The following is a 23,555-nucleotide window of genomic DNA, read 5'->3' as shown; positions in this document are numbered from 1 at the left end:
CCTGTTTTTGTTATTTGAAGTTAACCGCCGATTGACGCCAAATGCTTGGTGATGCCAGTGATCCCATGGTGTAGGTCATGAGTGGCTTTTTTGTGATGCAATTGCTGATGCAGTCGCTCAATCAACTCTTGTTGTTGATTGTCATGTTGCAGTAAATCACGCAGTACCACTCCTGCTTCAGTAAACAAACACAAGTGCAGCTTACCAGTAGCTGAAACTCGAAGACGATTACAGGTGTTACAGAAATCTTTGGAGTACGGCATGATAAGACCGATACGCCCTTGGTGAGCAGGATGGCAGAAGTTCATCGCTGGGCCATCGGTGGCTTGTGGCAGCTGGTGGAACCAACCTTGTGCTAATAATTGAGCTTTAATCACATCGCCACTGAGGTGGTGTTCATTGAAATAGTCATGACCTAATCCGGTTTCCATTAATTCAATAAAACGAACATCAATGGGGCGGGTTTTCAGCCAAGACAAAAACTTTGGTAAATCTTTATCGTTTAATCCTTTGAGCAATACGGCATTGATCTTGATTCGTTCGAATCCAGCTTCTAGAGCAGCATCAATCCCCCGCATCACTTGATGAAATTTATTCTCACCCGTAATTTGTTGAAACTGGCGCGGATCAAGGCTGTCCATTGACACGTTTATGCGTCTGAGTCCTGCATCAAACCACTCTTGCGCATGTTGCTCAAGGCGATAACCATTGGTTGTTGTTGCAATGGTTTTAATGCTTTCAATATCATTAGCAGCCCGAATAATGTCAGTAAAATCTTTACGGAGCGTTGGCTCACCACCTGTTATCCGAACTTTTTGAGTGCCAACTTTGGCAAAGGCACTGAGTAAACGCTGAATTTCATCTAAGCGCAGAAATGATGGCTTGCCATCAGGCTTATAACCATCGGGTAAGCAATAACTGCACTTAAAATTGCAGACATCGGTAATTGATAGGCGTAAATAACTAAACTTACGGCCGAAGTCGTCGACTAATTGAGACATGATCACCTTTCCAAGTTCGGGAGGCAGTGCCATTTCTGAGACCACCCTGGTAACGATAAGACCGTTAAATTTCGATCTATTGTTCGCTACGGCCAGTTACTCATATTTCTCAACTTAGAGTAACAAGCTCGGAGATTCGTTGTGGAGTGAGTATACGAAATACATTTTTGATTAGACAGTCAAAAGAGATGAATTATTGACCCTTATCAAGCTCGCGTTAATTATCTGTGACAGGTGAGAGCAAGATCACATAATTTAATTCACTGCGTAGTCGGCCGCTTTTTTGTTTGAAAACCATATTTGAGGTAAGGTTAAGCTTAAAAAACATTCGATACCAAATCGAAGTATCAAGACATCAAAGCAAAAGGTGAAATGATGGAACGCGAATCGATGGAATTTGACGTAGTGATTGTTGGCGCTGGCCCTTCTGGCCTAGCAACCGCTTGCCGTCTTATGCAAATAGCTCGAGATACCGAGCAAGAGTTAACTGTGTGTGTGGTTGAAAAAGGTTCAGAAGTTGGTGCACATATTTTATCTGGCGCCGTATTTGAGCCGAAGGTGCTTGATGAACTCTTCAGTGATTGGCGTGAAAAGGGTGCACCACTGAAAACCACAGTGACTCACGACGAAATTTACTTACTTAATTCTGACCAAAATAGTCGTTTAATGCCTAATGCCTTTGTGCCTAAAACCATGCATAACGAAGGTAATTACATTATTAGTGTCGGTAACCTGTGCCGTTGGTTAGCTGAGCAAGCGGAAAGCCTTGGAGTAGAAATTTTCCCAGGGTTTGCGGCCAGTGAATCCTTGTACCATGAAGATGGCAGCGTTAAAGGAATTTTAATCGGTGATATGGGCGTGGGCGAAAACGGTGAGCCAAAAGACAGCTATATGCCGGGTATGGAACTGCACGCTAAATACACGGTATTTTCTGAAGGCTGTCGTGGCCATCTTGGTAAAGAATTAATCCAAAAATTCAACCTTGATAACGGCAGAACACCACAACATTATGGTATCGGTTTTAAAGAAATTTGGACTATTCCTGCCGAACAACACCAAGCAGGCAAAGTTGTACACACGGGTGGCTGGCCGCTAACAGAGGGCGCATCAGGTGGTGGCTTCTTGTACCACGCCGAAGACAACCAAGTGGTGGTCGGGTTAATTATTGATCTTAATTATCAAAATCCACATTTAAGTCCTTTCGATGAATTCCAACGTTATAAAATGCACCCTGTGATTGCCAAAGAATTGCAAGGCGGTGAACGTGTGACATACGGCGCTAGAGCTATTGCCAAGGGTGGCCTAAACTCATTGCCGAAGATGAGTTTCCCTGGAGGTCTGTTGATTGGTTGTGATGCGGGCACCCTTAATTTTTCAAAAATTAAGGGTACTCATACCGCGATGAAGAGTGGCATGATTGCCGCTGAAACCATTGCAGAAGCCTTAATGGCTGGTGTTGACGGAGGTAAAGATTTAGATTGCTTCCAAACTAAATTTGAACAAAGCTGGTTGTATCAAGAGTTATATAGTTCTCGCAACTTCGGCCCTGCGCTGCATAAGTTTGGCACATTACTGGGTGGCGCATTTAACTATATAGATCAAAACTGGTTTGGTGGGAAGTTTCCTGTCACTCTGCGTGATGAGACACCTGACTACGCGCAAATGGCTGAAAAATCGGCTTATAAAGTTATTGATTATCCGAAGCCAGATGGCAAGCTCACTTTTGATAAGCTGTCGTCAGTGTATTTGTCTAACACTTACCATGAAGAAGATCAGCCGTGTCACTTGAAATTGACTGACGTGAACATTCCGATTTCAGTGAATCTTGAAAAATACAATGAACCTGCGCAGCGTTATTGTCCTGCTGGCGTGTATGAAGTCGTGGAAGAGGCTGGTGAAAAGACCTTTGTTATCAATGGTCAAAACTGCATTCATTGTAAGACTTGTGATATTAAAGACCCAAGTCAGAACATTACATGGGTGACGCCAGAAGGCGGCGGTGGTCCGAACTATCCGAATATGTGATCCTTTATAAATAAGTATCACGAGTATAAAGCTCCTGCAAAAGCAGGAGCTTTTGTTTTACCAGGTTATCGGTTGACCTTTATAGTCCATAAAACTTCCACTCTCGGTCTGAGTCAGTTTTTCGCATACATCAAAAAAGTGCTGAGCCGTTTGCTTGGGCGTTTGTAATTGTTGTGGCTTCATATGGTGCTGAAAAGGTGTGGAAAGCTCGGTATCGGTAGTCCCAGGATGAAAGGCGAATAAACAACAATGTTTCATGGTTCGTTGCCATTCAATACTAATGGTTTTAATCGCCATATTTAACGCAGCTTTACTGCTGCGATAGCTTACCCAACCTCCTAATCTATTATCACTAATGCTGCCAATTCGCGCAGAGAAGACTGCAAAGTGACTCTGTTTGCCAGCGTTGTTTAATGATGACTGAAAATGCTTCGCAAGTAGTAAAGTCGGTAAGGTATTAAGGCTTAGGTTTTGCTGGAAAAAATCGACATCAAATTGTTGCACGCTTTTTTCAGGCAATTGGCCGGGGGAATGCAAAAAACCAATCGAATTAATCAGTAAATCTAAATCAGTAATTTTTTGAGATAACTTAAATATTTGGTTTTCGTTTGTGGCATCAAGAGGTAGCCAAGTCAAATAGGGCAAACTCCATTGAGGTTTATTTTTATGATAAGTGGCGTAAATGGTTGCACCTTCAAATCGTTGCAGTGCTTCTTTAATAAGTGCCTGACCAATACCGCCACTACCACCAATGATTAAAATCTTCATGACTATTTATCTTTAAGTGCTTTGTCTTATGTACGTAGGAACTAGGGCATATTGATCTTTTTGGATTAAATTTTATTCAATTATTAAAATGATTTACGTAACTCGAAACCTCTTGCAACTGTACTAAGCTAATAAGGCTAGTTTCCATTGGGCATGTGCCCAACTAATAAAAAAAGATGGGTAAAAAGGTTTAAATAAGGGATTTTGTTCGATGATAGAAATCAATGAATATATCAAGCTCACGGTAGCTCTATTCGCAATCACTATTCCCGTCGCGGCATCGGCCGTCTACTTGGGGTTAACAAGAAATTACAGTCAAAGTGATAAATTAAAAACCATTGGAGTCACGGCGTTGCTGTTTTTTTCTATTTTGACCATGTTTACTTTTTTGGGTGAAAGCATTCTTAACTTTTTCTCGATTTCTATTGAGGCTTTTAAGGTTGCTGGTGGTGCAATATTATTTTTAAGTGCACTGCAGCTTGCCAGTGATAAAGGAAGCAATACTAAAACCGTAGATGATGGACAGGCCTCAAGCCCTATGGCAATCGCGGTTGTCCCTTTGGCAATGCCGATGTTGATTGGGCCTGGTTCTATTAGCACAGTCGTGATTTACACACACATGCATCCATCTTTATTACATGAGTTATTGATGGTAGGAGTAATTTTAACTAACACCTTGATCATCATGTTGATGTTTTGGTTAACCAATCATTTCGGAAAGCTGTTAAGCGACAATGTTACGAGTGTTATCAATCGATTGATGGGGTTAATCATTGCTTCAATGGCGGTGGAGTTCTTATTAACCGGAAGCGTTGTTCATATTCAAAACCATTGGATGCCGCAGTAAAAAATACGGCTTTTTAGAGAAAAAAGCCGTATTTGGGGATTAACGGCACACAGAGCAATGCTCATTTGGTTTGAGTTTCATTTCTCGGCACTCCAATGTCATCGCATCAAACATCAAAATGCGACCAATCAAAGGTTCACCCATTTGCGTGATTAACTTGATGGTTTCTAGCGCTTGCAAGCTGCCTATTACCCCTATCACAGGTGCTAGAATGCCTGACTCGACACAAGAGAGTTGCTGCTCGCCAAACAAGCGTGAAAAACACTGATAGCATGGGCTTTCAGGCCGATAATCGAATACGGTTAACAAGCCCTCCATGCGAATAGCTGCGCCAGACACCAAAGGTGTTTTGTGTTGAAAACAGGCTTGGTTTAATTGCTGGCGCGTGCTGAGATTATCGGTGCAGTCAACCACCACATCAAACTTAGCGACTAAGCTTGAAATGTCCGCTTCATCTAAAGATTGATTGAGGGCTTCAATTTCAATATGTGGATTAAGCCGTCTTAGGCTTTCGGCACCTGAATCAACCTTAGCTCGGCCAATATCGGCATCGTGGTGTAATACTTGGCGCTGAAGATTGGATAACTCTACATTATCAAAATCTACTATCGTTAGGTGGCCAATACCAGCAACGGCTAGATACTGGCTGGCTGCACAACCTAAACCGCCGACTCCAAACACTAATACTCTGGCTTGCTTGAGCTTTTCTTGACCGTCAATATCCATAGGCTTTATGGAAATTTGGCGGCTGTAGCGCAGCATTTCTTGATCAGAGAGCAGATCCACCACAGTGTCGTTCATCACGCCTCCTTAAGATAAAACGTGATTAAACAGTTCAACTGTGACTTGGCTGCCAGCAGTCATCTCACCTTGCTCTCTTGGCACAATTAAAAAGCTATTTGCCAGAGACATCGACGTGAGCATACCTGAGCCTTGAGCACCTGTGGTGGAGACTTCTAATTCCCCCTGTAGGTTGCGAGAGACAACGGCACGTTGATATTCCACTCGACCCGGTTTACGGCGAATATTATGGGTTAACTTCGCTTTTACGAAATGTCTTTCTAACTTGCCACGACCTTGCATTTTAGTGATGAGTGGTAGCACTAATTGATAGTATGTCACCATGGAGGCAACAGGATTCCCCGGCAACCCACAAAACATTGCATTTGGGAGTTTTCCCATGGCAAATGGCTTACCTGGTTTCATGGCTAAGCGCCAGAAAGTAATTTCGCCCACATCTTGTAGAACTTGTTTTACGTAATCGGCATCACCGACCGATACTCCGCCAGACGTTAAGACCAAATCCGCTTGTTCGGCAGCATTCAAAAAGGCTTGTTTAATGGCCTGTGGGCAATCTTTAATAATGCCTAAATCAATCCATTCAACGCCTGTTTTATTCAAAAGCCCTCGTATAGAATAACGATTAGAATCGTAAATTTGCCCTGATTTTAATTCAGTTCCCACAGGTTTTAGCTCATCACCTGTAGAGAAAAAGGCGACTTTTAATTTACGAAAAACAGTGACGGTGGCTTGGCCTAACGTGGCAAGCACTCCAAGTTCGGCGGCTCGTATTAACGTGCCGGCTTGTAAAACCGTTTGACCAACACTGACTTCTTCACCTTTTAAGCGTACATTGGCGCCCGTTTTGTTTGGGTGACTGATGATAATGGTATCGCCCTGAACTTCTGTTTGCTCTTGCATCTGCACGGTATCTAAAGCTGCAGGAACTTGAGCTCCAGTCATAATACGAACACAAGCACCCGTTGGGATTTCACCTGTAAAAGGGTGACCTGCAAAGGCTTCTCCAACTATCTGAAAAGTCGTGCTGCTGGCTTGTGGGTCAAGAGCTTCAAATCGAAATGCATACCCGTCCATGGCGGAGTTATCAAAAGGGGGTAAATCGATATTGGAAATGACATCTTCTGCAAGTACATGATCGAGCGCATCTTCTAACGGTAACCTAATGGTGTCAGTCACAGAGGTAACCTGCTCCAGTAACATTGGCAGTGCATCATTTGGGTGGATGAGTTCAGGTTTGGCACAAGGATCAGATGGTGTGGACATAAAATTCTCTTAGAATGTCTGGCGATTAGTGTAATGCTGCCATTAGCATAGGGATGAGTGCAAGTGTAGAAAAATTAACTCTGTATAGATTTGATCTGCAACAAGATGGGGTTACAAATAAAAATTATTCTTATTTAACAGTATGTTATAGGTTTTTCTTTGGTTGCTTTTTTATCCACAATGGCTCACAATTAGTTTATTATGAAGTCTCCGACTCAATTGAGGTATATGAATGTTAACGGACGTGATGGTTAAACAGTTGAATGATCAAATCAACTTAGAGTTTTTTTCTTCGAATTTGTATCTACAAATGAGCGCTTGGTGTGAAGATAAAGGCTTTGATGGTGCGGCAAAATTCATGCGTGCTCATGCAGAAGAAGAGATGGAACACATGCGCCGCTTATTCACTTATGTGAGTGAAACAGGTGGAATGCCGTTACTTGGTGCCATTGAAGCACCACAATCTGAATTTGGTTCGTTATTATCTTTATTTGAACACACCTATGAGCATGAACAAATGATCACTGGTAAGATCAATGAATTAGCGCATCATGCTTTCACTAATCACGATTATTCTACTTTTAACTTCTTACAGTGGTATGTAGCTGAGCAGCATGAAGAAGAAAAGCTATTTAAGTCGATTGTGGATAAAATTCGTTTAGTGGGCGAAGACGGCAAGGCATTATTCTTTATTGATAAAGATTTAGAAGTGATGGCTGATCAAGGTCATGACAGTGTTATGAATGCACAAATCAGTGCAGGTTAATTAGCGGCTAAAGTCGCACATTTTTAGTAAAGCAGCCCTAGTGGCTGCTTTTTTGTTGCTCTAACAATGGTTGTACTCTGCAAGCAACCAGCTGCAATCCATCACATCGAATAGAGATAAAAAAACATATTGGCAAGGAAATTAGATAGTTGTAGAAAGAAAAAAGCCTCAGCAAAAAACTGCTGAGGCGCCATAATTTGGCTGTCACTATAAAGTGAAATAAAGGTCTGAAAGATAGAACATCTTAACCTCTGTACCCTACGGAAATCATATTACGCAATTTGTTTTAAATTGGAAAACAGTTTTCTGTTTTTTGATTAAATTATGTGAAGTGGATCTTAATTTAATCTCAGCTCTGTATAACGACATCAATAACATTATGATTTACCATTAAAACATAATATTTCTATCTACAGTGCTGAGGTTAATTTAGGCTAAATGACGACCAACAAGTGCTTGATCGCCATTGAATAATACCAGTTAGTGGGCTTGCTGCCAGTTTTCACCAAGACCAGCTTCAGCGAGTAACGGTACATCTAAATCAGCAGCTTCGGCCATGAGCTCACAAATTTTACTTTGTACTCGTTCTGCGTCAGCTTTATTAACCTCAAACACCAATTCATCGTGAACCTGCATCAACATAGTGACTTCGCCATGAGTTTCTTTTTCAATCCAATTATCAACAATGATCATGGCTTTTTTAATGATGTCTGCTGCGGTGCCTTGCATAGGTGCATTAATGGCAGCCCGTTCAGCGGCTTGACGACGCATACCATTTCGGGCATTGATTTCAGGCAAATATAAGCGACGTCCAAATAAGGTTTCAACATAGCCTTGTTCAGAAGCAACGGCACGGGTGTCTTCCATGTATTTCTGAACACCGGGATAGCGAGCAAAATAAGCATCAATATAAGATTGAGCTTCAGCACGAGGAATATCCAATTGTTTGGCAAGACCAAAAGCTGACATTCCATAAATTAAGCCAAAGTTAACGGCTTTAGCTCGGCGACGCTGCTCAGTAGTCACTTCAGTAAAATCCACATTAAAGACTTCTGCGGCAGTGGCACGGTGAATATCTTTACCTTCTGCAAATGCCGTTAGTAAACCTTTATCTTGAGACAGGTGCGCCATGATCCTAAGCTCAATTTGAGAGTAATCAGCGGCCAGTATTTTTTTGCCTTCAGGTGCAATAAACGCTTGGCGGATACGACGACCCTCTTCGCTGCGGATAGGAATATTTTGTAAGTTGGGATCACTAGAAGATAAACGCCCAGTGGCGGCATTAGCTTGATGATAACTGGTGTGTACACGCCCAGTTTGTCCATTGACCATCAGAGGCAATTTGTCGGTATAAGTGCTTTTAAGCTTGGATAGGCTGCGGTGCTCTAATATCAGCTTTGGTAATGGATAATCTAAGGCCAGTTCTACTAATACTTCCTCTGCGGTAGATGGCGCGCCTTTTGGTGTTTTTTTGATGATCGGATAGTTGAGTTTTTCAAAGAAGATAACGCCAAGTTGTTTAGGCGATCCTAGATTAAACTTCTCACCGGCAATGTCATAAGCTTTCTGTTCCAATTCAGCGATGGTCTGTGCCAATTCTTGGCTGTGTTGAGCTAGCAACATGCTATCAATCAATACACCCTTACGTTCCATCTTTGAAAGAACCGATAATACTGGCATTTCAATATCAGTGAGCACTTTGGCTAAACTAGGTACTTTTTCTAGGCGTGACCATAGGTGCTGATGCAGTCGTAGGGTGATATCAGCATCTTCGGCTGCATAAGGTGCGGCTGTGTCTATATCGATTTGATTAAAGGTAAGTTGTTTCGCGCCTTTACCTGCCACTTCTTCGAAACTAATGGCTTTGTGACCCAGATACTTTAGTGCCATGCCATCCATATCGTGACGAGAGGCCACTGAATTGAATACATAGGATTCCAGCATAGTGTCAAATTCTACACCTTGTAGAGTGATGTTTTCATTCGCCAGAATCGCAATATCGTATTTGAGATTTTGTCCAACCTTGGCGATGGATGGATTTTCTAGAATAGGCTTTAACTTGGCTAGTGTTTCTGTCTTATCTAACTGGATAGGAGCATCTAAATAGTCATGTGCCAAAGGTAAATAAGCGGCTTTGCCTGCCTCAACAGAGAAAGACAGCCCAACTAGCTGCGCGTCCATATAGTTAAGGCTAGTGGTTTCGGTATCAATACAAATCAGTTTGGCTTGAGTTAATGTGTCCAACCACTGAGACAACTGCTTTTCCGTCAGAATGGTCTCATATTCAGCGTCAATGGCCTCTGGCTTTGTATCCTCGTCTTGAGCTTCAGTTGCGCTGGCAACATTGCTACTGGAGTCTAATAACTCGGCTAACCAACGTTTAAACTCCATTTCACCATAGCATTTAATTAATTCGTCTTTGTCAGCTTCTTTATGATCCAGCTGTTGCCAAGGTTGTTCCAATTCAACATCGGTTTTAATGGTGGCAAGCTCATAAGAAAGTTTCAAATCATCTGCATTTTCACGGATCTTTTTGGGCATGGTTTTCGAACCACGGAAACCTACTTCAATTACGCTATCTGGCTCAGCTAAAAGCTTATCTACACCTCCCACACCTGTAAGCATGGCTAAAGCGGTTTTTTCGCCTACTCCGGGTAGACCGGGAATGTTATCGGCTTTATCGCCCATTAACGCCAAAAGATCGATGATCAGTTCTGGGCCAACGCCAAATTTGGTGGTGACTCCTTCAGGTCCCATGATGGTATCCGTCATGGTATTAATAAGAGTCACATTGTCATCTACCAGTTGCGCCATGTCCTTATCGCCAGTGCTGATCAGCACATTACGGCCTTCTTTACTCGCTTGTACAGCAATGGTGCCAATCACATCATCGGCTTCTACACCAGGAATTGAAATTAACGGTAACCCTAATGCTTTTATGATGCGATGTAATGGCTCGATCTGGCTGCGAAGATCGTCCGGCATCGGGGGACGATGGGCTTTATAGTCAGGGTACATGTCATTGCGAAATGTTTTGCCTTTAGCATCAAAAACCACTGCAATATGACTAGGAGAATACTGCTTTAATAAACTGCGTAACATGTTCACTACGCCATATACAGCCCCTGTTGCCTCGCCCTTTGAATTGGTGAGGTGAGGGGGGGCATAGTAAGCGCGATATAAGTATGAAGAGCCGTCTACAAGTACAAGCGGATTTTCTTTGATTATTGACATAATTGACGAAACATTAATGGATGAATGAAGTTAGTTGATAGCATGCCACAACCAGCAAAAATCAGCCACGACAATTAATCACAGCCTGTGGATAAGTCTGTGAGTTATGCAAGATGATCCTGTGGTGCGATCGTTGATCCTAAATAGGGTGGCTTGCTAACCTATTGTTTTTAAAGGTTTTGGCTCTTAACTTCGTGGGGCGGGTAACCGATTGAAAAATCATCGTTATTTGTGGATTTAATTCTGACATGCAGATTGATCCGTGTTGATGTATCTTATCCCTAAGTGCGCTTAACACTATCTAAGTTAGCAGTTTTTTTGCACAGATCAATCAAAAAGTAACCATTTTTTAACATTAATTTATTAGGTAGATTCTAATCATGAAAAAGATAGCCGTAATTCTAAGTGGGTGTGGGGTGTTTGATGGTGCTGAAATTCATGAATCAGTACTGACATTGTTATCAATCGAGCAGCAAGGAGGTCAGTACCAATGTTTTGCTCCTGAGATAGAGCAAATGCATGTGGTCAATCATGCTACGGGGGAAGTCGCAGAGGGCGAGTCTCGGAATGTTTTGGTGGAGTCGGCGCGTATTGCTCGTGGAGACATCAAGCCATTGTCGGTGGTGGACGACAATGAATTTGATGCTCTGATCATTCCAGGAGGTTTTGGGGCAGCAAAAAATTTGTGTGATTTTGCTGTTCAAGGAGTTGATTGCCAAATAAATCAAGAAGTCATTGCTGCTGTGAAGGCTTTTAAAAAAGCTAATAAACCTATTGGATTTATGTGTATAGCCCCTGTGATGATCCCCGCTTTGTTTGGACAAGGAGCCACTGCAACCATAGGTACAGATGTCGATACCGCTGCTGCGTTTACCCAAATGGGCGGTGTGCATCAGCAAGCCGACGTTCATAATATTGTTGTTGATGAAAGTAATAAAGTGGTCACGACCCCAGCTTATATGTTGGCAACCTCAATATCCGAAGCATATAGCGGTATTCATAAGTTGGTGGCTAAAGTGATTGAGTTGGCATAAACCAACTCGTTTGTTGTATTGGAATGTATTGGTAGTGATTTGTTATTGATAACGTTTGCTGTCAATGACACCTTGAGCCAAGCCTATCAGTAAACCACCAAGATGAGCGCTATTGGCTGTTGCCGTTGGCAGCAGCCCAGCAAATCCTAATATCATCCACAATACTGACATCACCATCAGTGCGGGAGGCATGGCCAAGCCTTTTTGAGGGCAGCGTTGTTGCATCACCCACACATATCCGATCAAGGCGTAGACGACTCCGGATAAGCCACCAAAATTTGGGCCAGAAAAATGCGCTTGGAGCAAGTTTGGTAAGGTGCCAGCGACTATCAACAAAGTTAATAAAGTCACTAAGCCCACTCGTTTCTCAATTTTTCCACCAAAGTACCACCACCAAAGTAAATTAAAACTGATGTGCATTAGTGAAAAATGTAAAAGGCTGGGAGTAAAAAATCGCCACCACTCGCTGGCATCATTACCAAAGCTGCCAATGGCGCCAAAATAGGAAAGCTGACCGAATACTTGATTGGCATAGCCCATGTTCATTAGAGCAAAAATGACGATACAAAGACCAAAAATGATGAGAGTAAGCGGGCCACTATCGCGCAAAAATTCACGAATAATGCCTTGGGCAGAACTGCCGTAATCTATACGGTTACGGCTATCCCCATGATCCCATGAGGCTTGCAAATAACGAGGATCATTGGGATGGCTAAGGAAATGATCTAAGATCTCTTCAGCTGTTTTGACATCCTGATCATTAATGATAGAAATAATAATGCCTTCCGCAGCAGGCTCTAATTGGCAAGCAATTCCTTGACCCTTTAGATAGTCAGCTAAAGCTTGAGCAGCACGAATATTCGGTAACACACCAATTTCTATCATTAAAACTCCATTAGCTATGAGGTTACTAGAGCGTGTTGATCTTTCAGGGTTAAAAACAATCTCGAAAGATCAACACGCTCTAATTTACCATATCAGCAAAGCTGGTATTTAGCATCAAGATCAGTGGATTGTGTATAGTTAATCTTATGGCTAATCACAAAATATACTCATGTGAATAAATTTATTCCAGCATTGCAAATTACCACTGCAGTCGCAATAACCGCACTGTTGAGTTTGTGGTTACAGGTTAAGTTACCTTATCTCAGCATTGTAAGCTGTTATGTGTTGATGAAAGCCTATGGTGGGGAGCTACACAGTAAATCGCTGCAGCGAGTGTTAGGTACGATAGCGGGCGTTATGATCGTAGCAGTAGTCGTAATTTTTGCACAGGGTTGGTTGTGGCTACAGCTTACGGTGTATGGGATCAGTATCTTTATTTTTGCCTATTTACATCAACTCGACCGTTGGCCTTATGCAATGTTATTCACTTGTGGTGTGTTGAGCGTTGTTATGGCAACTGAAATCGTGTCTTCAGATACGATTGCATATAGCTACAGTAAGCATTGGATGTGGGAGGTGATTTTAGGTGCGGGTGTTGCTGTAGTAATGAAGACCATCTTTAGGATGATGCAAAGTAGCCAAGAGTCAATACATTTGAACAAGTTTGAGTGGTCAAAATTGCAGTGGAAAAAAAACAGATGGCTTGTATGGAATCCTACAGCTTTTGTTAATGCGTTGGCCTTGAGTGTAACCATTGCAGTGATCTTGGGTGGGAACTATGTTTTAGGTTGGCAACAATATAGTGCTCAAGCTTTAATTGCAGCGATCATTATATCTACACAAGCAACGAGTTCTCATGGACATGACAAGCTGCATCAGAGAATTTCTGGTGTCTTAGTAGGTACCTTGACTGCACTGTTCAGTTTAGTGTTTTTACCACATTCATTACTAATTTGGGCAATGTTGTTGTGGTTATTAGTGTTTGCTTGGATTGCTGAATATTGGCACCAATTTAAGTATCTTTTACTTCAAGCCGGGGTGATCGCTATCATTTTATTAGCGGTACCATTTGATGAGTCTACAGTGTCGACGAATATATCTTGGTATCGTGCTCTAGGCTCGTTGGAAGGCGGTTTAGTCAGCTTAGTGATCACCTATGTTTGCCGTCAGTATTCACCGGATCTTGATGAATAATCACTTCAGCATGATCAAACAACAGCTCAATTTTATGTTCGATGGTATCGGCAATGTCATGAGCCTGATATAGAGGTAAATCAGCGTCCAGATCTAAATGCAGTTGCACAAACACCATTCGACCAGATTGACGAGTGCGAATGTCATGAACCCCTTTGGTTTGCGGGTGTGCCATAGTGATATCATAAATTTGTTGCTGTACTTCTGGGCTCAGTTCTTTATCCATCAGTTCATTAATGGCTTCCTTACCTAATTGTAAGCTTTGCCAACCAAGATAGAGTGCGATTAAAATAGCAAACAGGCCATCACTCCACCACCATCCATACTGAGATAGCACCAAAGCGACTAATACCGAAAGATTTAGCAATAAATCACTCTTGTAATGAAGTGCATCAGCCGCAATGACACGGCTTTTCGTTTTTGCATGAGCGATGCGTTGCAAGAACACTAATCCAAAAGTTAATACAATGGCAAATGCACTGACACCAATGCCCAAATTTGTCCGCTCCACAGGTGCTTGTTCTAACAGACGTTCGCCACCATAAAAAATCAATACCAGTGCCGTTCCCGTAATAAATGCTGATTGAGCCAGAGCAGCTAAAGATTCTGCTTTACCATGACCAAAACGGTGATCATCATCTGCAGGAGTAATGGCGATACGTAGGGCAAAAAAGTTAACCAAAGAGGCCGCGAGATCCGAGGTGGAATCGGCTAGTGATGCCAACATGCTGGCTGAACCAGAATAAAGCCAAGCAAAAAGTTTAGCTACAATCAGAGTTATTGCGACCAGCACCGAGGCGCGACTGGCAAGTTTAACCCAAAAGACGTAATTGGTTTGGTGATCCATTGCATATTGACCAAGAATCAAGATGTTAACATTATAGTCAAGGATAAAGCTGGGAAGAAGAGGGCGTGCCTGAAAAATCAGGCACTAAAAGGAGAATTGAGATCTAAACAATGTTTATTGAATTGAACGAGCTTTTTTAGCAGCTCTAAGTTGCTCTGCTTTGGCTTGTTGTTCAGGAGTCAGCACTTGATACAAGTCATGACGTAATTTCATGGCTGTTACGGCTTGTTGCTGGCGAAGTTGACTGCGTTGATCAACTAAGTTGGCTGCGGCTTGAGCATCGAAATCTGCAGCCTGAACCAGTGCTTTTACTTGATCAGCATAAGCTTGTCGGTCTTCTTTGGTCGGTCTAAGTGACTTTTGCTCTTGTCTATACGCTTTGTAAATATCTTTGATTTGCTGTTTTTGATCAGCGGTTAAATCAAGCTTACGGAAAAATTTCATTAATTTATGGTGGCCGCGTTTTTGCACTTGTTGCATGCATTTTGTTCCAGCATCAGGTTTTGCATAGACGGCAATAGGTGCGAGCGCAGAGCAAGTTAACATTGCAGCAGCCAATAATTTTTTAGTCGTAGAGATGGTCATAATAACGTTCCTTTTGCAGAGGGAAATGAACTGGGTTGCTAGCAAGTGTAGAGATTGCAATGTAAGTTTGAATATGTGAAACGTAAAGCTAAGTAAAGATGGGTAAGGAAAGCGCACAAATATTGCTATTATCAGCAACAGTACGGTAAAGCGAGTAAATGAATGGCACGACTATTATTGGTAGATGATGATCATGGTTTGGCAGAGTTATTAGGGCAACTGCTTGAGTTGGAAGGTTTTGAACTCACTTTGGCACATGATGGTGCTCAAGGCTTGAGTTATGCTCTCGCTGATGATTTTGATTTGATTTTATTGGATGTCATGTTGCCTAAGCTCAACGGGTTTGAAGTATTACGTCAACTCAGGGAGCAAAAACAAACGCCAGTATTAATGTTAACGGCAAGAGGCGATGAAATCGACCGAGTAGTAGGGTTAGAGATGGGCGCAGATGACTATCTCCCCAAGCCATTTAACGACCGAGAACTGGTGGCGCGAGTTCGAGCCATACTGCGTCGTATTGAACATCATACCCATGCGGTAGAGCAACATCATGACGATATTCGTATCGATGTATCTAGGCAAGAAGCCCATTGTCAGCAACAAATTTTGCTGTTAACGGATTGTGAGTTTGCCCTGTTGCAAGCGTTAATCGAACATTGTGGTGAAATGATCAGCAAAGAAACCTTAAGCCTGCAAGTGCTCGGTAAGCGTTTAATGCCATTTGATCGCAGTTTGGACATGCATTTATCTAATTTACGGAAAAAACTGCCTGAGCGAGAAGATGGGCGTCCAAGAATTAAAACGGTGCGTGGTAAGGGATATATTTGGGTCGCTTAGGAGTCAAGGAGAGCATGGCAAATCGTATCTTCATTAAGTTATTAGTTGGTTTCTGGCTGTGTAGCTCCTTAACATTGGGAGCGGTGGCATTATTGCCATTGATTCAGCAAAAGCACGATCAAGCACCGTTACCCAATAATCTGCAAAAAATGTTGGTGAAAGCGGGCAAAAAGCTGCAAAAACATCCCGATTTATTGAAACCTGAAAATATCAAGCGCTTATCCAAACTCAAGCGCTTTAATCCACGATTTGTGTTGTTTATTGCTAATGAGGATGGACGCTTACTGAATCGACGACATTTTTCTCGTGATTTGCGGCGTTTTATGCTGATGGCAGAAGATGCACAAAAGCCAATCCGTCATCAATTTCGAGAGCGCGTCTTTTTTGGCCCCTATCAAATTGAAGTTCAAAACAGAACGTATTCACTTTATGGCAGCCTAGAAAACCGACATCCACGACCTTGGTTTTTTTGGTTTACAGAGTACAAATTACTGACGTTATTATTAGCTATTTTACTATCTGGCCTACTCTGTAGTGTATTGGCTTGGCACTTGGGCCGTCCGTTAAAGCAATTAAAACGTAGTGCGGATAAATTGGCACAAGGAGAGCTGAGCAGTAGGGTAGATGATTCAACCTTAAAGCGCAGTGATGAAATCGGGCAGTTAGCGCGTGCTTTCAACAGCATGGCCAATGCCATTGAACAAATGGTCAATCAACAACAGCGTTTAATTGGGGATATTTCTCATGAATTACGAACCCCGTTAACTCGATTGCAGTTGGCATTAGCTGTGGCAAGAAAAAAAGGACAACAGACCAAAGAAACTGAGCGTATCGGCTATGAAGCGGAACAACTCGAAGCGTTAATTCAAGAGCTATTGACCTTGTCTCGAGTCAGCAATCAGTCTATGCAGCAAAAGCAGTCTCTTTCATTGAATCAATGTTTAGCGCAGATGATTTCTGATGTTGAGTTTGAGGCTGAGCAAGAACAAAAACAAGTAGTAGTAGATATTGATGGTGCGATCAAAGTTGAAGTGGTGGCCAATTTACTTTGCCGAGCAGTAGAGAACATTTTACGTAATGCGCTGCGTTATGCTGAAACGACGATCCGTATTCGTGCCCTGCGATATAAATCCGGAGTGCAGCTGACGATAGAAGATGATGGCTCAGGCATTGAGCCGTCGGAGTTAGAAAATATTTTTCAGCCGTTTTATCGTCCCGATAGTGCCCGAGATCGTAACTCTGGAGGCTGTGGTTTAGGCTTGGCGATCAGCCAAGCTGCCATTGCGGCTCACCAAGGAGAAATAAAAGCGGAAAATATTGAACCGCACGGTTTAAAAGTGACCATCTTATTACCCCGTCAAATGGGGTAATAGCAAAGAGCCTGTATTGATGAAAGATCAATAAAACGGATTTGGATCTACGTTTAACGAACGTGGTGAAACACCACGCTCAATGTTGAGCACATCTTGCTCCAACAAGTCCACATATTCAATTTCGACATAGCGGTTGAGCTTGGTGGAATAAAAGCATTTAACTACAGGGTGAAGTACATCTCTGTCTAGCGAGTCCCATACAATGCCTACTCGACCATCCGATAGTTCTACTAGTGAGCCTGTAGGGTATACACCAATACATCGTATAAATTCATACACCAAGTTTTTATCGAGATGAAATGGCGTTAACGATAATAATATTTTGAACGCAGAAGCAGGGCTCATGGCTTCTTTGTAGCAACGGGTAGCGGTAAGGGCATCGTAAATATCAGCAATGCAACTCATGCGCCCATGTAAAGGGAGTTGGTCGCCACTGAGCCCTTTAGGGTAGCCTTTACCGTCTAATTTTTCATGGTGCATTAAGCACACATCTTTACTGATCAGGGAAAAGTCAGGAATATTTTCTACGATGTCGATGGCATGAAATTGATGCTGTTTGATGATGTCGTACTCTTCAGGGCTTAACTTCCCAGGCTTGTTCAATATCGCATCATCCACATGAATCTTTCCGATATCATGCAGTAGCCCGCCAACAGCCATTTCTTTAATCGTCTCAGTAGGAAGCTTCATATAGTTGCCAAAGGTGACTAACAGAAAAGCAACATTTATCGAATGTTCTAGCAAGTATGCGTCTTTGGTTCGAAGTGCGGCAACACACTTAAATGCATCCATATCGGTAAGGGCTGAATGGATCATTTTATCAGCCATGTGCTCAAACTCTGTAAGCTCTATGGCTTTGCCTTCAAAGGTTTCTGATAACACCTTGCGAACCAGTCCCTTGGCTTCACTTAATAATGTCTTAGTTTCAGTTTGTTGCTGAGCTCGAAGCAACTGCCGTTGCTTGGCATTTCGTGAGGTTAATGCAGGCTCATTTGGCTTTTCCTCAGGCTTAGAGTCAGTGTCATCTTGAGTTGGGTGCAAGCCGCAATCAGGGGCTGATCGTTCGACGTTTACCCATGCATATTTGATCTTATGCTTCTTTAATTTCTCCAACATACTTGAATGTCGAATTTGCCCAGAATTCGTAATGTTAAGTTTGCTATTACTGTCTTCAAACCGCTCGATAAACATGCCTTGTCGCAGCTTACGAATGGGGAGTTTTAGCAATTTAGTTGAAGAAAGAGGGGCTGGCATGAAAACATCCTACGGCAGTACCGATTGCAATTACGTTCCTTGAAAGCAATGCATATTACCATTTTATCTTATAAAATAATGAATTAAATATACAAAATACGAATATAAATGCAGCAGATAATAATCGATAACTGTTTTTAATCAATCCGTTTGAATTTATTAAATATTGTGAAACATGTTGAAATTATCGACTTTTGTATTCGTTAGAAAATTTGCTATTCTAAGTGGACTGACCAGTTAACATTGAGAGCTTATGTACCAGACCACTTACACTCAATCAGAGCAACTAACGCCAGAGCAACTTGAAGATATTCTTGAGATCAGCCGACAAATTTCAGAACTCGATAATGGCGTTACCGCTGAAAAAATTCAGCAGCGTTTGCAAGATAAAGCTTATTTAGTGTCTATTGCTTATGTAGAGGGAGAGCCTGCAGGGTATAAAATTGGCTACGCCTTATCTAATGAGCAATTCTACAGTTGGTTGGGTGGTGTCGCCAAAGACTATCGTAACCTAGGCGTTGCACAGCAGTTGCTGGACGCTCAAGAGCAGTGGGTACAAACTAAAGGTTACGGTGTACTCAAAGTAAAAACCATGAACCAGTTTAAAGGTATGCTGTGTATGTTGATCAATAACGACTATCAATTAATGGGTATTGAGTCGCCTGTCACAGATAACCTCAGCTCCAAGATTCAACTTGAAAAACACTTCGATTCTGTCTGCGGATAGGATATGGTAACTGACATGTCTTAATAATAAAGGTGTCAGTATGGGAGAGTTATCCGTCGATAGTTACGCGCCATTGCGTGCGAATGTAAACCTGCTTGGACAGATTTTAGGCGAGACAATGTCCAATGATCTTGGAGCAGGTTTTCTGGAAAAAGTTGAGCAAATTCGAGTGTTGGCGAAAGATTCTCGTAATGGAGATGAAACGGCTCGAAGCAAGATGCTGACCATATTGGCTGAACTTCCCGACGAAGAATTAGTGCCCTTTGTTAAAGCCTTTAACCAGTTCTTAAATCTGGCAAATATTGCGGAACAATTTCATACTATTAGTCATGATTGTGATGAAAAAGTTTGTGCGCCTCAGCCGATTGATGACTTATTCGAGCGATTAAAGTCTCAACCCAATGCAGAAGAAAAGGTATTGAATTGCCTTAATGAAACGTCGATTGATATTGTTCTCACCGCTCACCCTACTGAAATTTCTCGCCGTACGCTGATTAAGAAATATAACTCTGTGATTCATTGTTTATCTGTTTTAGATAGTGAGCGTATAGATTACGATGAACGCCAAAAGTACAGCCAACGTTTGCGAGAGTTAGTGAGCCAAATATGGCACACTAATGAAATCCGCCAGCAACGCCCAACGCCTGTAGATGAAGCCACTTGGGGATTGTCCACTCTGGAAGTGTCATTGTGGCAAGCCGTACCCGATTTCATGCGTCAATTAGAAGGGCAATTTCAAAAACATTTTAATCGCCAATTACCGAAGACAGTAATGCCATTGAAGTTCTCATCGTGGATGGGAGGCGACCGCGATGGCAACCCATTTGTAACCGCTGAAGTAACTCAAGAAGTCTTATACCGTAACCGTCAAAGAGCGGCATTATTGTATCTTGAAGACATAGATGAGTTGGTATCAGAGTTGTCCATGGATGATGCCAGTGACAGACTGATAGAGGCCGTAGGTGCCGACCGAACACCTTATCGTGTGCTGCTAAGGCAACTACGTAAACGCCTTAAACGTACTATCAAGGCGTTAGAGCTCAAATTAGAAGACGAAGAAGCAGAGTTACCAGTCAAAAAATTGATCTGGCATACCAGAGATCTAACTGCACCATTAACCATGATGTATGACAGTTTAGTCGAAAAGGGCATGACCTTGATTGCCAATGGCAAGCTGCTTGATACCTTACGCCGTTTGTCCTGTTTTGGGGTACATTTACTCAAGCTGGATATTCGACAAGACTCTGGACGTCATGCTGAAGTATTTCAAGAATTGCTGGCTTATTTAGAGTTAGGTGATTACAACAGTTGGAGTGAAATCCAGAAGCAGAAGTTTTTATTATCAGAACTGCAAAATAAGCGCCCGCTTATTCCTCAGCATTGGAAACCATCAGCTAACGTACAAGAAGTATTAGATACCACACGTGTTGTCGCTCACCAGTCACAACAAGCCTTAGGCTCTTACGTCATTTCTATGGCGAGAGAACCATCAGATGTATTGGCGGTGATTCTATTACTCAAAGAAGCAGGCTGCCAATGGACTATGCCAGTGGTGCCGTTATTTGAAACGTTAGATGACTTGAATCACGCCTCTGACAGCATCAATCAACTGTTAACCGTGGATTGGTACCGTGAGCACATAAAAGGTTCACAAGAAGTGATGATTGGTTATTCCGATTCATCAAAAGATGCCGGTGTGATCGCGGCTTCATGGGCGCAATACGAAGCACAAGAACAATTAGTGAAAGTATGTAAGCAATGGGATATTAAGCTTACCTTGTTCCATGGTCGTGGTGGCACTATTGGACGAGGTGGTGGCCCAGCTCACCAAGCGATTTTATCTCAGCCTCCTGGTTCGGTTGATGGCCGGATTCGAGTGACTGAACAAGGGGAAATGATCCGCTTTAAGTTTGGTTTACCTAAATTGGCCTGTAAAAGTTTAGCTCTGTACGCTTCAGCGGTAATGGAAGCCTCGATATTGCCTCCTCCTGAGCCAAAAGCAGAATGGCGAAAGGTGATGCACTTAATGTCGGAAACCTCCTTGCACGCTTATCGTAATGTGGTGCGACATGATCCTCAGTTCGTCGAATATTTCCGTTATGCCACGCCAGAAGTCGAGCTAGGTAAATTGCCGTTAGGCAGTCGTCCAGCTAAACGTCGAAAAGATGGTGGCATTGAGAGCTTGCGCGCCATCCCTTGGTCATTCGCGTGGTCGCAAAACCGCTTGAATTTACCCGCTTGGTTAGGAGCTGGAGATGCGATCAAAGAAGCGGTCAAGCAAGGTTATATTGATACTCTGCGCATCATGGTCAAAGAGTGGCCGTATTTTTCATCTCGAATGTCAATGCTAGAAATGGTCTATGCTAAGTCAGAAACCAACATTGCCAAATATTATGAGCGATGCTTGGTACCCAAGCAATTGCATGGTTTTGGACATCGTTTAAGTGACAAATTACATTCAGGTAAAGCCACTTTGTTGAACTTGAACGAATCTGAGGTGCTTATGGCCAGTACACCGTGGAGCCGAGAGTCGATTAATCTGCGTAACCCTTATTTGGATCCTTTACACGCGTTACAAGTGGAATTACTCGCTCGTACACGTAAAACGTCAGAAATGGATAAAGAGCTGGAATTGGCTTTGATGTTGACCATTGCAGGGGTTGCTGCTGGGATGCGAAATACAGGGTAATGGAAAAACTACATTTGGCGGCCTATCTTTTAAATGCTGTAAAATTAGGCCTGCCAATGAATTCCATTAAAGCAACATCTCCAAGCATAACCTTATCTAGTTTTTGAAAATAAGGTTTTAATGTGATTGGAAGCTTTGCTCGATTAGGGTTCAGTTCTAATGCTTGACCCAGTTGCTCTATCGCTGGCTTGTATAGTTGAGAATAACGGGTATTGTTCGTGGTCACAACATACTCACTGCATAAGTAATATAACGATGCTCTGAATGTTGGGCTTGAAAGTTGTGTTCCCATCCACTTTACTTCATCTTCAGTAATGCGAAGTGTAACTTCTTGCTTGCATTTGAGCGTTGCCTGCAATACCCAGCCTGAGCCGTTGTTGATAAATCTATATTCGTCGATTTTTTGGTTAAACGGGGAGTCAAGTTGTCCGTAGGCGCTATCAACTTGTATGAAGTGGTTTTCAACTTGTTGCCGTCTGTCTTCAACATAAGCTTTAGCCGCCAAGATTGGTAGATGATCCATGGCTATCGTTAATTTTCGTTCAGCAACAGCAACGGCGGACTCGCAATATTCAGGAGATAGTGTAGGTGTTTTGACTGAATCTAATGTTTTGTACTTTAGGACTGAAACCTGATAGTAAGCCTTTCCGTCACGAATAAATTTTAATTTGCCATAAATATCACCTTTAACTTCCGTTTCCTCTAATTCAAGTTGGTGGGCAAGGCGCTCAGATTCAGGTAAGTTTTCTAGAACAATATTAAATCGAACAAGCAGTTGATGATGTGCTGATGGTAATGATTTTGAAGGTTGTGAGTAATCTTCTAACACCTTTGAGAATGTTAATTCTTCTCGTGCATCGAGTATCATCTTTTTTGTATTAGTTACAAAATCACTGTCTTCATAGAATGATGATTGATTAGAGCTACTTTTAGGTGCCGATGTCAGTGCCGGTACTGTTATGGTGGGATATTCACCAGGCATAAGTTGACGCAAAGATTTACTGCGCGAGATAGATGCAGCTGGTAGTGTTTTTTTGTTGAGTGCTTTACAGGAATTAGAGCGAACCAGTTTTCGAGGCTGACGAAAAACCAAAGCGGATTTTGGGGTTTCTTGAACCGTTTGTATCTCTGTATCACCTGCCAAGGCAAGGTAATATGCTTCGAGTTGCTGATGAAAATTGGTATGAAATTGTAAAAGTAACTGTTTCTTTGTGTCATCGTTTACAATGTAATCCCATGTAGAACCAGCAGGCCCAAGTTTAGTTCTTTTTTGGCTGTCAGTACTGCCAGAGACATAGCCAGCTACTTGCTGAGGAGTCAGTAAGTAGCTAATGGGGGCATTACTGGGAAGTGTCGAAATCACTGACATAATACTGTTCCATCACATTTAAAGCGTAACTCAAGTATAGATTTCGACTTTAGCGA

General features: G+C 42.3%; 19 protein-coding genes and 1 riboswitch. Of the genes, 9 read left to right on the top strand and 10 right to left on the bottom strand.

The features are described from left to right. Positions 1-20: 20 nt before the first annotated feature. Positions 21-1,001 (bottom strand): GTP 3',8-cyclase MoaA, encoded by a 981-nt coding sequence (moaA, locus tag AC1EU0_RS16970; RefSeq protein ID WP_480303752.1) that lies wholly within the window; start codon positions 999-1,001, stop codon positions 21-23. After that, positions 989-1,147: riboswitch (molybdenum cofactor riboswitch) on the bottom strand. It overlaps the preceding gene by 13 nt. A gap of 229 nt (positions 1,148-1,376) precedes the next feature. Here moaA and AC1EU0_RS16965 point away from each other — a divergent pair. After that, positions 1,377-3,026, top strand: coding sequence for an electron transfer flavoprotein-ubiquinone oxidoreductase (locus AC1EU0_RS16965; RefSeq protein ID WP_480303793.1), 1,650 nt, complete (start codon positions 1,377-1,379; stop codon positions 3,024-3,026). A 57-nt stretch (positions 3,027-3,083) separates the two neighbouring features. On the opposite strand, the gene AC1EU0_RS16960 is transcribed toward AC1EU0_RS16965, so the two are convergent. Continuing rightward, positions 3,084-3,794 (bottom strand): SDR family NAD(P)-dependent oxidoreductase, encoded by a 711-nt coding sequence (locus AC1EU0_RS16960; RefSeq protein WP_480303751.1) that lies wholly within the window; start codon positions 3,792-3,794, stop codon positions 3,084-3,086. 211 nt (positions 3,795-4,005) lie between these two features. Between AC1EU0_RS16960 and AC1EU0_RS16955 the strand changes: the two genes are divergently transcribed. After that, positions 4,006-4,641, top strand: a complete 636-nt coding sequence (locus tag AC1EU0_RS16955; protein WP_480303750.1) for a MarC family protein — start codon at positions 4,006-4,008, stop codon at positions 4,639-4,641. A 39-nt stretch (positions 4,642-4,680) separates the two neighbouring features. On the opposite strand, the gene moeB is transcribed toward AC1EU0_RS16955, so the two are convergent. Further along, positions 4,681-5,442 (bottom strand): molybdopterin-synthase adenylyltransferase MoeB, encoded by a 762-nt coding sequence (moeB, locus tag AC1EU0_RS16950; protein ID WP_480303749.1) that lies wholly within the window; start codon positions 5,440-5,442, stop codon positions 4,681-4,683. Positions 5,443-5,451: 9 nt separating this feature from the next. Further along, complete coding sequence (moeA, locus tag AC1EU0_RS16945; RefSeq protein WP_480303748.1) at positions 5,452-6,705, bottom strand: molybdopterin molybdotransferase MoeA; 1,254 nt, start codon at positions 6,703-6,705, stop codon at positions 5,452-5,454. A 232-nt stretch (positions 6,706-6,937) separates the two neighbouring features. Here moeA and ftnA point away from each other — a divergent pair, with 232 nt between their 5' ends. Beyond that, complete coding sequence (ftnA, locus tag AC1EU0_RS16940) at positions 6,938-7,471, top strand: non-heme ferritin (RefSeq protein ID WP_480303747.1); 534 nt, start codon at positions 6,938-6,940, stop codon at positions 7,469-7,471. Between the two features lie 480 nt (positions 7,472-7,951). Here ftnA and polA read toward each other — a convergent pair whose 3' ends face one another. After that, complete coding sequence (polA, locus tag AC1EU0_RS16935) at positions 7,952-10,705, bottom strand: DNA polymerase I (RefSeq protein WP_480303746.1); 2,754 nt, start codon at positions 10,703-10,705, stop codon at positions 7,952-7,954. Positions 10,706-11,085: 380 nt separating this feature from the next. Here polA and elbB point away from each other — a divergent pair, with 380 nt between their 5' ends. After that, entirely contained in the window at positions 11,086-11,739 is a 654-nt protein-coding gene (gene elbB, locus AC1EU0_RS16930; RefSeq protein ID WP_480303745.1) for an isoprenoid biosynthesis glyoxalase ElbB, read from the top strand. Between the two features lie 42 nt (positions 11,740-11,781). Here the strand turns inward: elbB and glpG are convergent, their stop codons facing one another. After that, the gene (gene glpG / locus AC1EU0_RS16925) at positions 11,782-12,624 is read right to left on the bottom strand and encodes a rhomboid family intramembrane serine protease GlpG (RefSeq protein ID WP_480303744.1); all 843 of its coding nucleotides are present in this window, start codon (positions 12,622-12,624) and stop codon (positions 11,782-11,784) included. A gap of 171 nt (positions 12,625-12,795) precedes the next feature. Between glpG and AC1EU0_RS16920 the strand changes: the two genes are divergently transcribed. Next, on the top strand, positions 12,796-13,818 hold the full coding sequence (locus AC1EU0_RS16920) for an FUSC family protein (protein WP_480303743.1): 1,023 nt from the start codon (positions 12,796-12,798) through the stop codon (positions 13,816-13,818). Here the strand turns inward: AC1EU0_RS16920 and fieF are convergent. Both fieF and AC1EU0_RS16910 read right to left on the bottom strand, forming a co-directional pair. After that, a complete protein-coding gene (gene fieF / locus AC1EU0_RS16915; RefSeq protein WP_480303742.1) occupies positions 13,775-14,665 on the bottom strand; it encodes a cation efflux pump FieF in 891 nt (296 codons plus the stop codon). The genes AC1EU0_RS16920 and fieF overlap by 44 nt on opposite strands. Before the next feature lie 114 nt (positions 14,666-14,779). After that, positions 14,780-15,250, bottom strand: coding sequence for a Spy/CpxP family protein refolding chaperone (locus AC1EU0_RS16910; RefSeq protein ID WP_480303741.1), 471 nt, complete (start codon positions 15,248-15,250; stop codon positions 14,780-14,782). Between the two features lie 162 nt (positions 15,251-15,412). Here AC1EU0_RS16910 and AC1EU0_RS16905 point away from each other — a divergent pair, with 162 nt between their 5' ends. Then, positions 15,413-16,087 (top strand): response regulator, encoded by a 675-nt coding sequence (locus tag AC1EU0_RS16905; protein WP_480303740.1) that lies wholly within the window; start codon positions 15,413-15,415, stop codon positions 16,085-16,087. 14 nt (positions 16,088-16,101) lie between these two features. Continuing rightward, entirely contained in the window at positions 16,102-17,457 is a 1,356-nt protein-coding gene (locus tag AC1EU0_RS16900; RefSeq protein ID WP_480303739.1) for an ATP-binding protein, read from the top strand. A gap of 27 nt (positions 17,458-17,484) precedes the next feature. Here the strand turns inward: AC1EU0_RS16900 and AC1EU0_RS16895 are convergent, their stop codons facing one another. Then, positions 17,485-18,714 (bottom strand): cyclic di-GMP phosphodiesterase, encoded by a 1,230-nt coding sequence (locus tag AC1EU0_RS16895; RefSeq protein ID WP_480303738.1) that lies wholly within the window; start codon positions 18,712-18,714, stop codon positions 17,485-17,487. 253 nt (positions 18,715-18,967) lie between these two features. Here AC1EU0_RS16895 and AC1EU0_RS16890 point away from each other — a divergent pair, with 253 nt between their 5' ends. Beyond that, complete coding sequence (locus AC1EU0_RS16890; protein ID WP_480303737.1) at positions 18,968-19,441, top strand: GNAT family N-acetyltransferase; 474 nt, start codon at positions 18,968-18,970, stop codon at positions 19,439-19,441. 40 nt (positions 19,442-19,481) lie between these two features. Next, positions 19,482-22,130, top strand: coding sequence for a phosphoenolpyruvate carboxylase (gene ppc / locus AC1EU0_RS16885; protein WP_480303736.1), 2,649 nt, complete (start codon positions 19,482-19,484; stop codon positions 22,128-22,130). A gap of 22 nt (positions 22,131-22,152) precedes the next feature. Here the strand turns inward: ppc and AC1EU0_RS16880 are convergent, their stop codons facing one another. After that, on the bottom strand, positions 22,153-23,499 hold the full coding sequence (locus AC1EU0_RS16880) for a hypothetical protein (RefSeq protein WP_480303735.1): 1,347 nt from the start codon (positions 23,497-23,499) through the stop codon (positions 22,153-22,155). Positions 23,500-23,555 lie beyond the last annotated feature (56 nt).

Source organism: Parashewanella sp. 2210YD4-3, assembly GCF_056591735.1.
The sequence above is the reverse complement of the archived record's forward strand: the minus strand, read 5'-3'. Positions and strand labels throughout refer to the sequence as shown.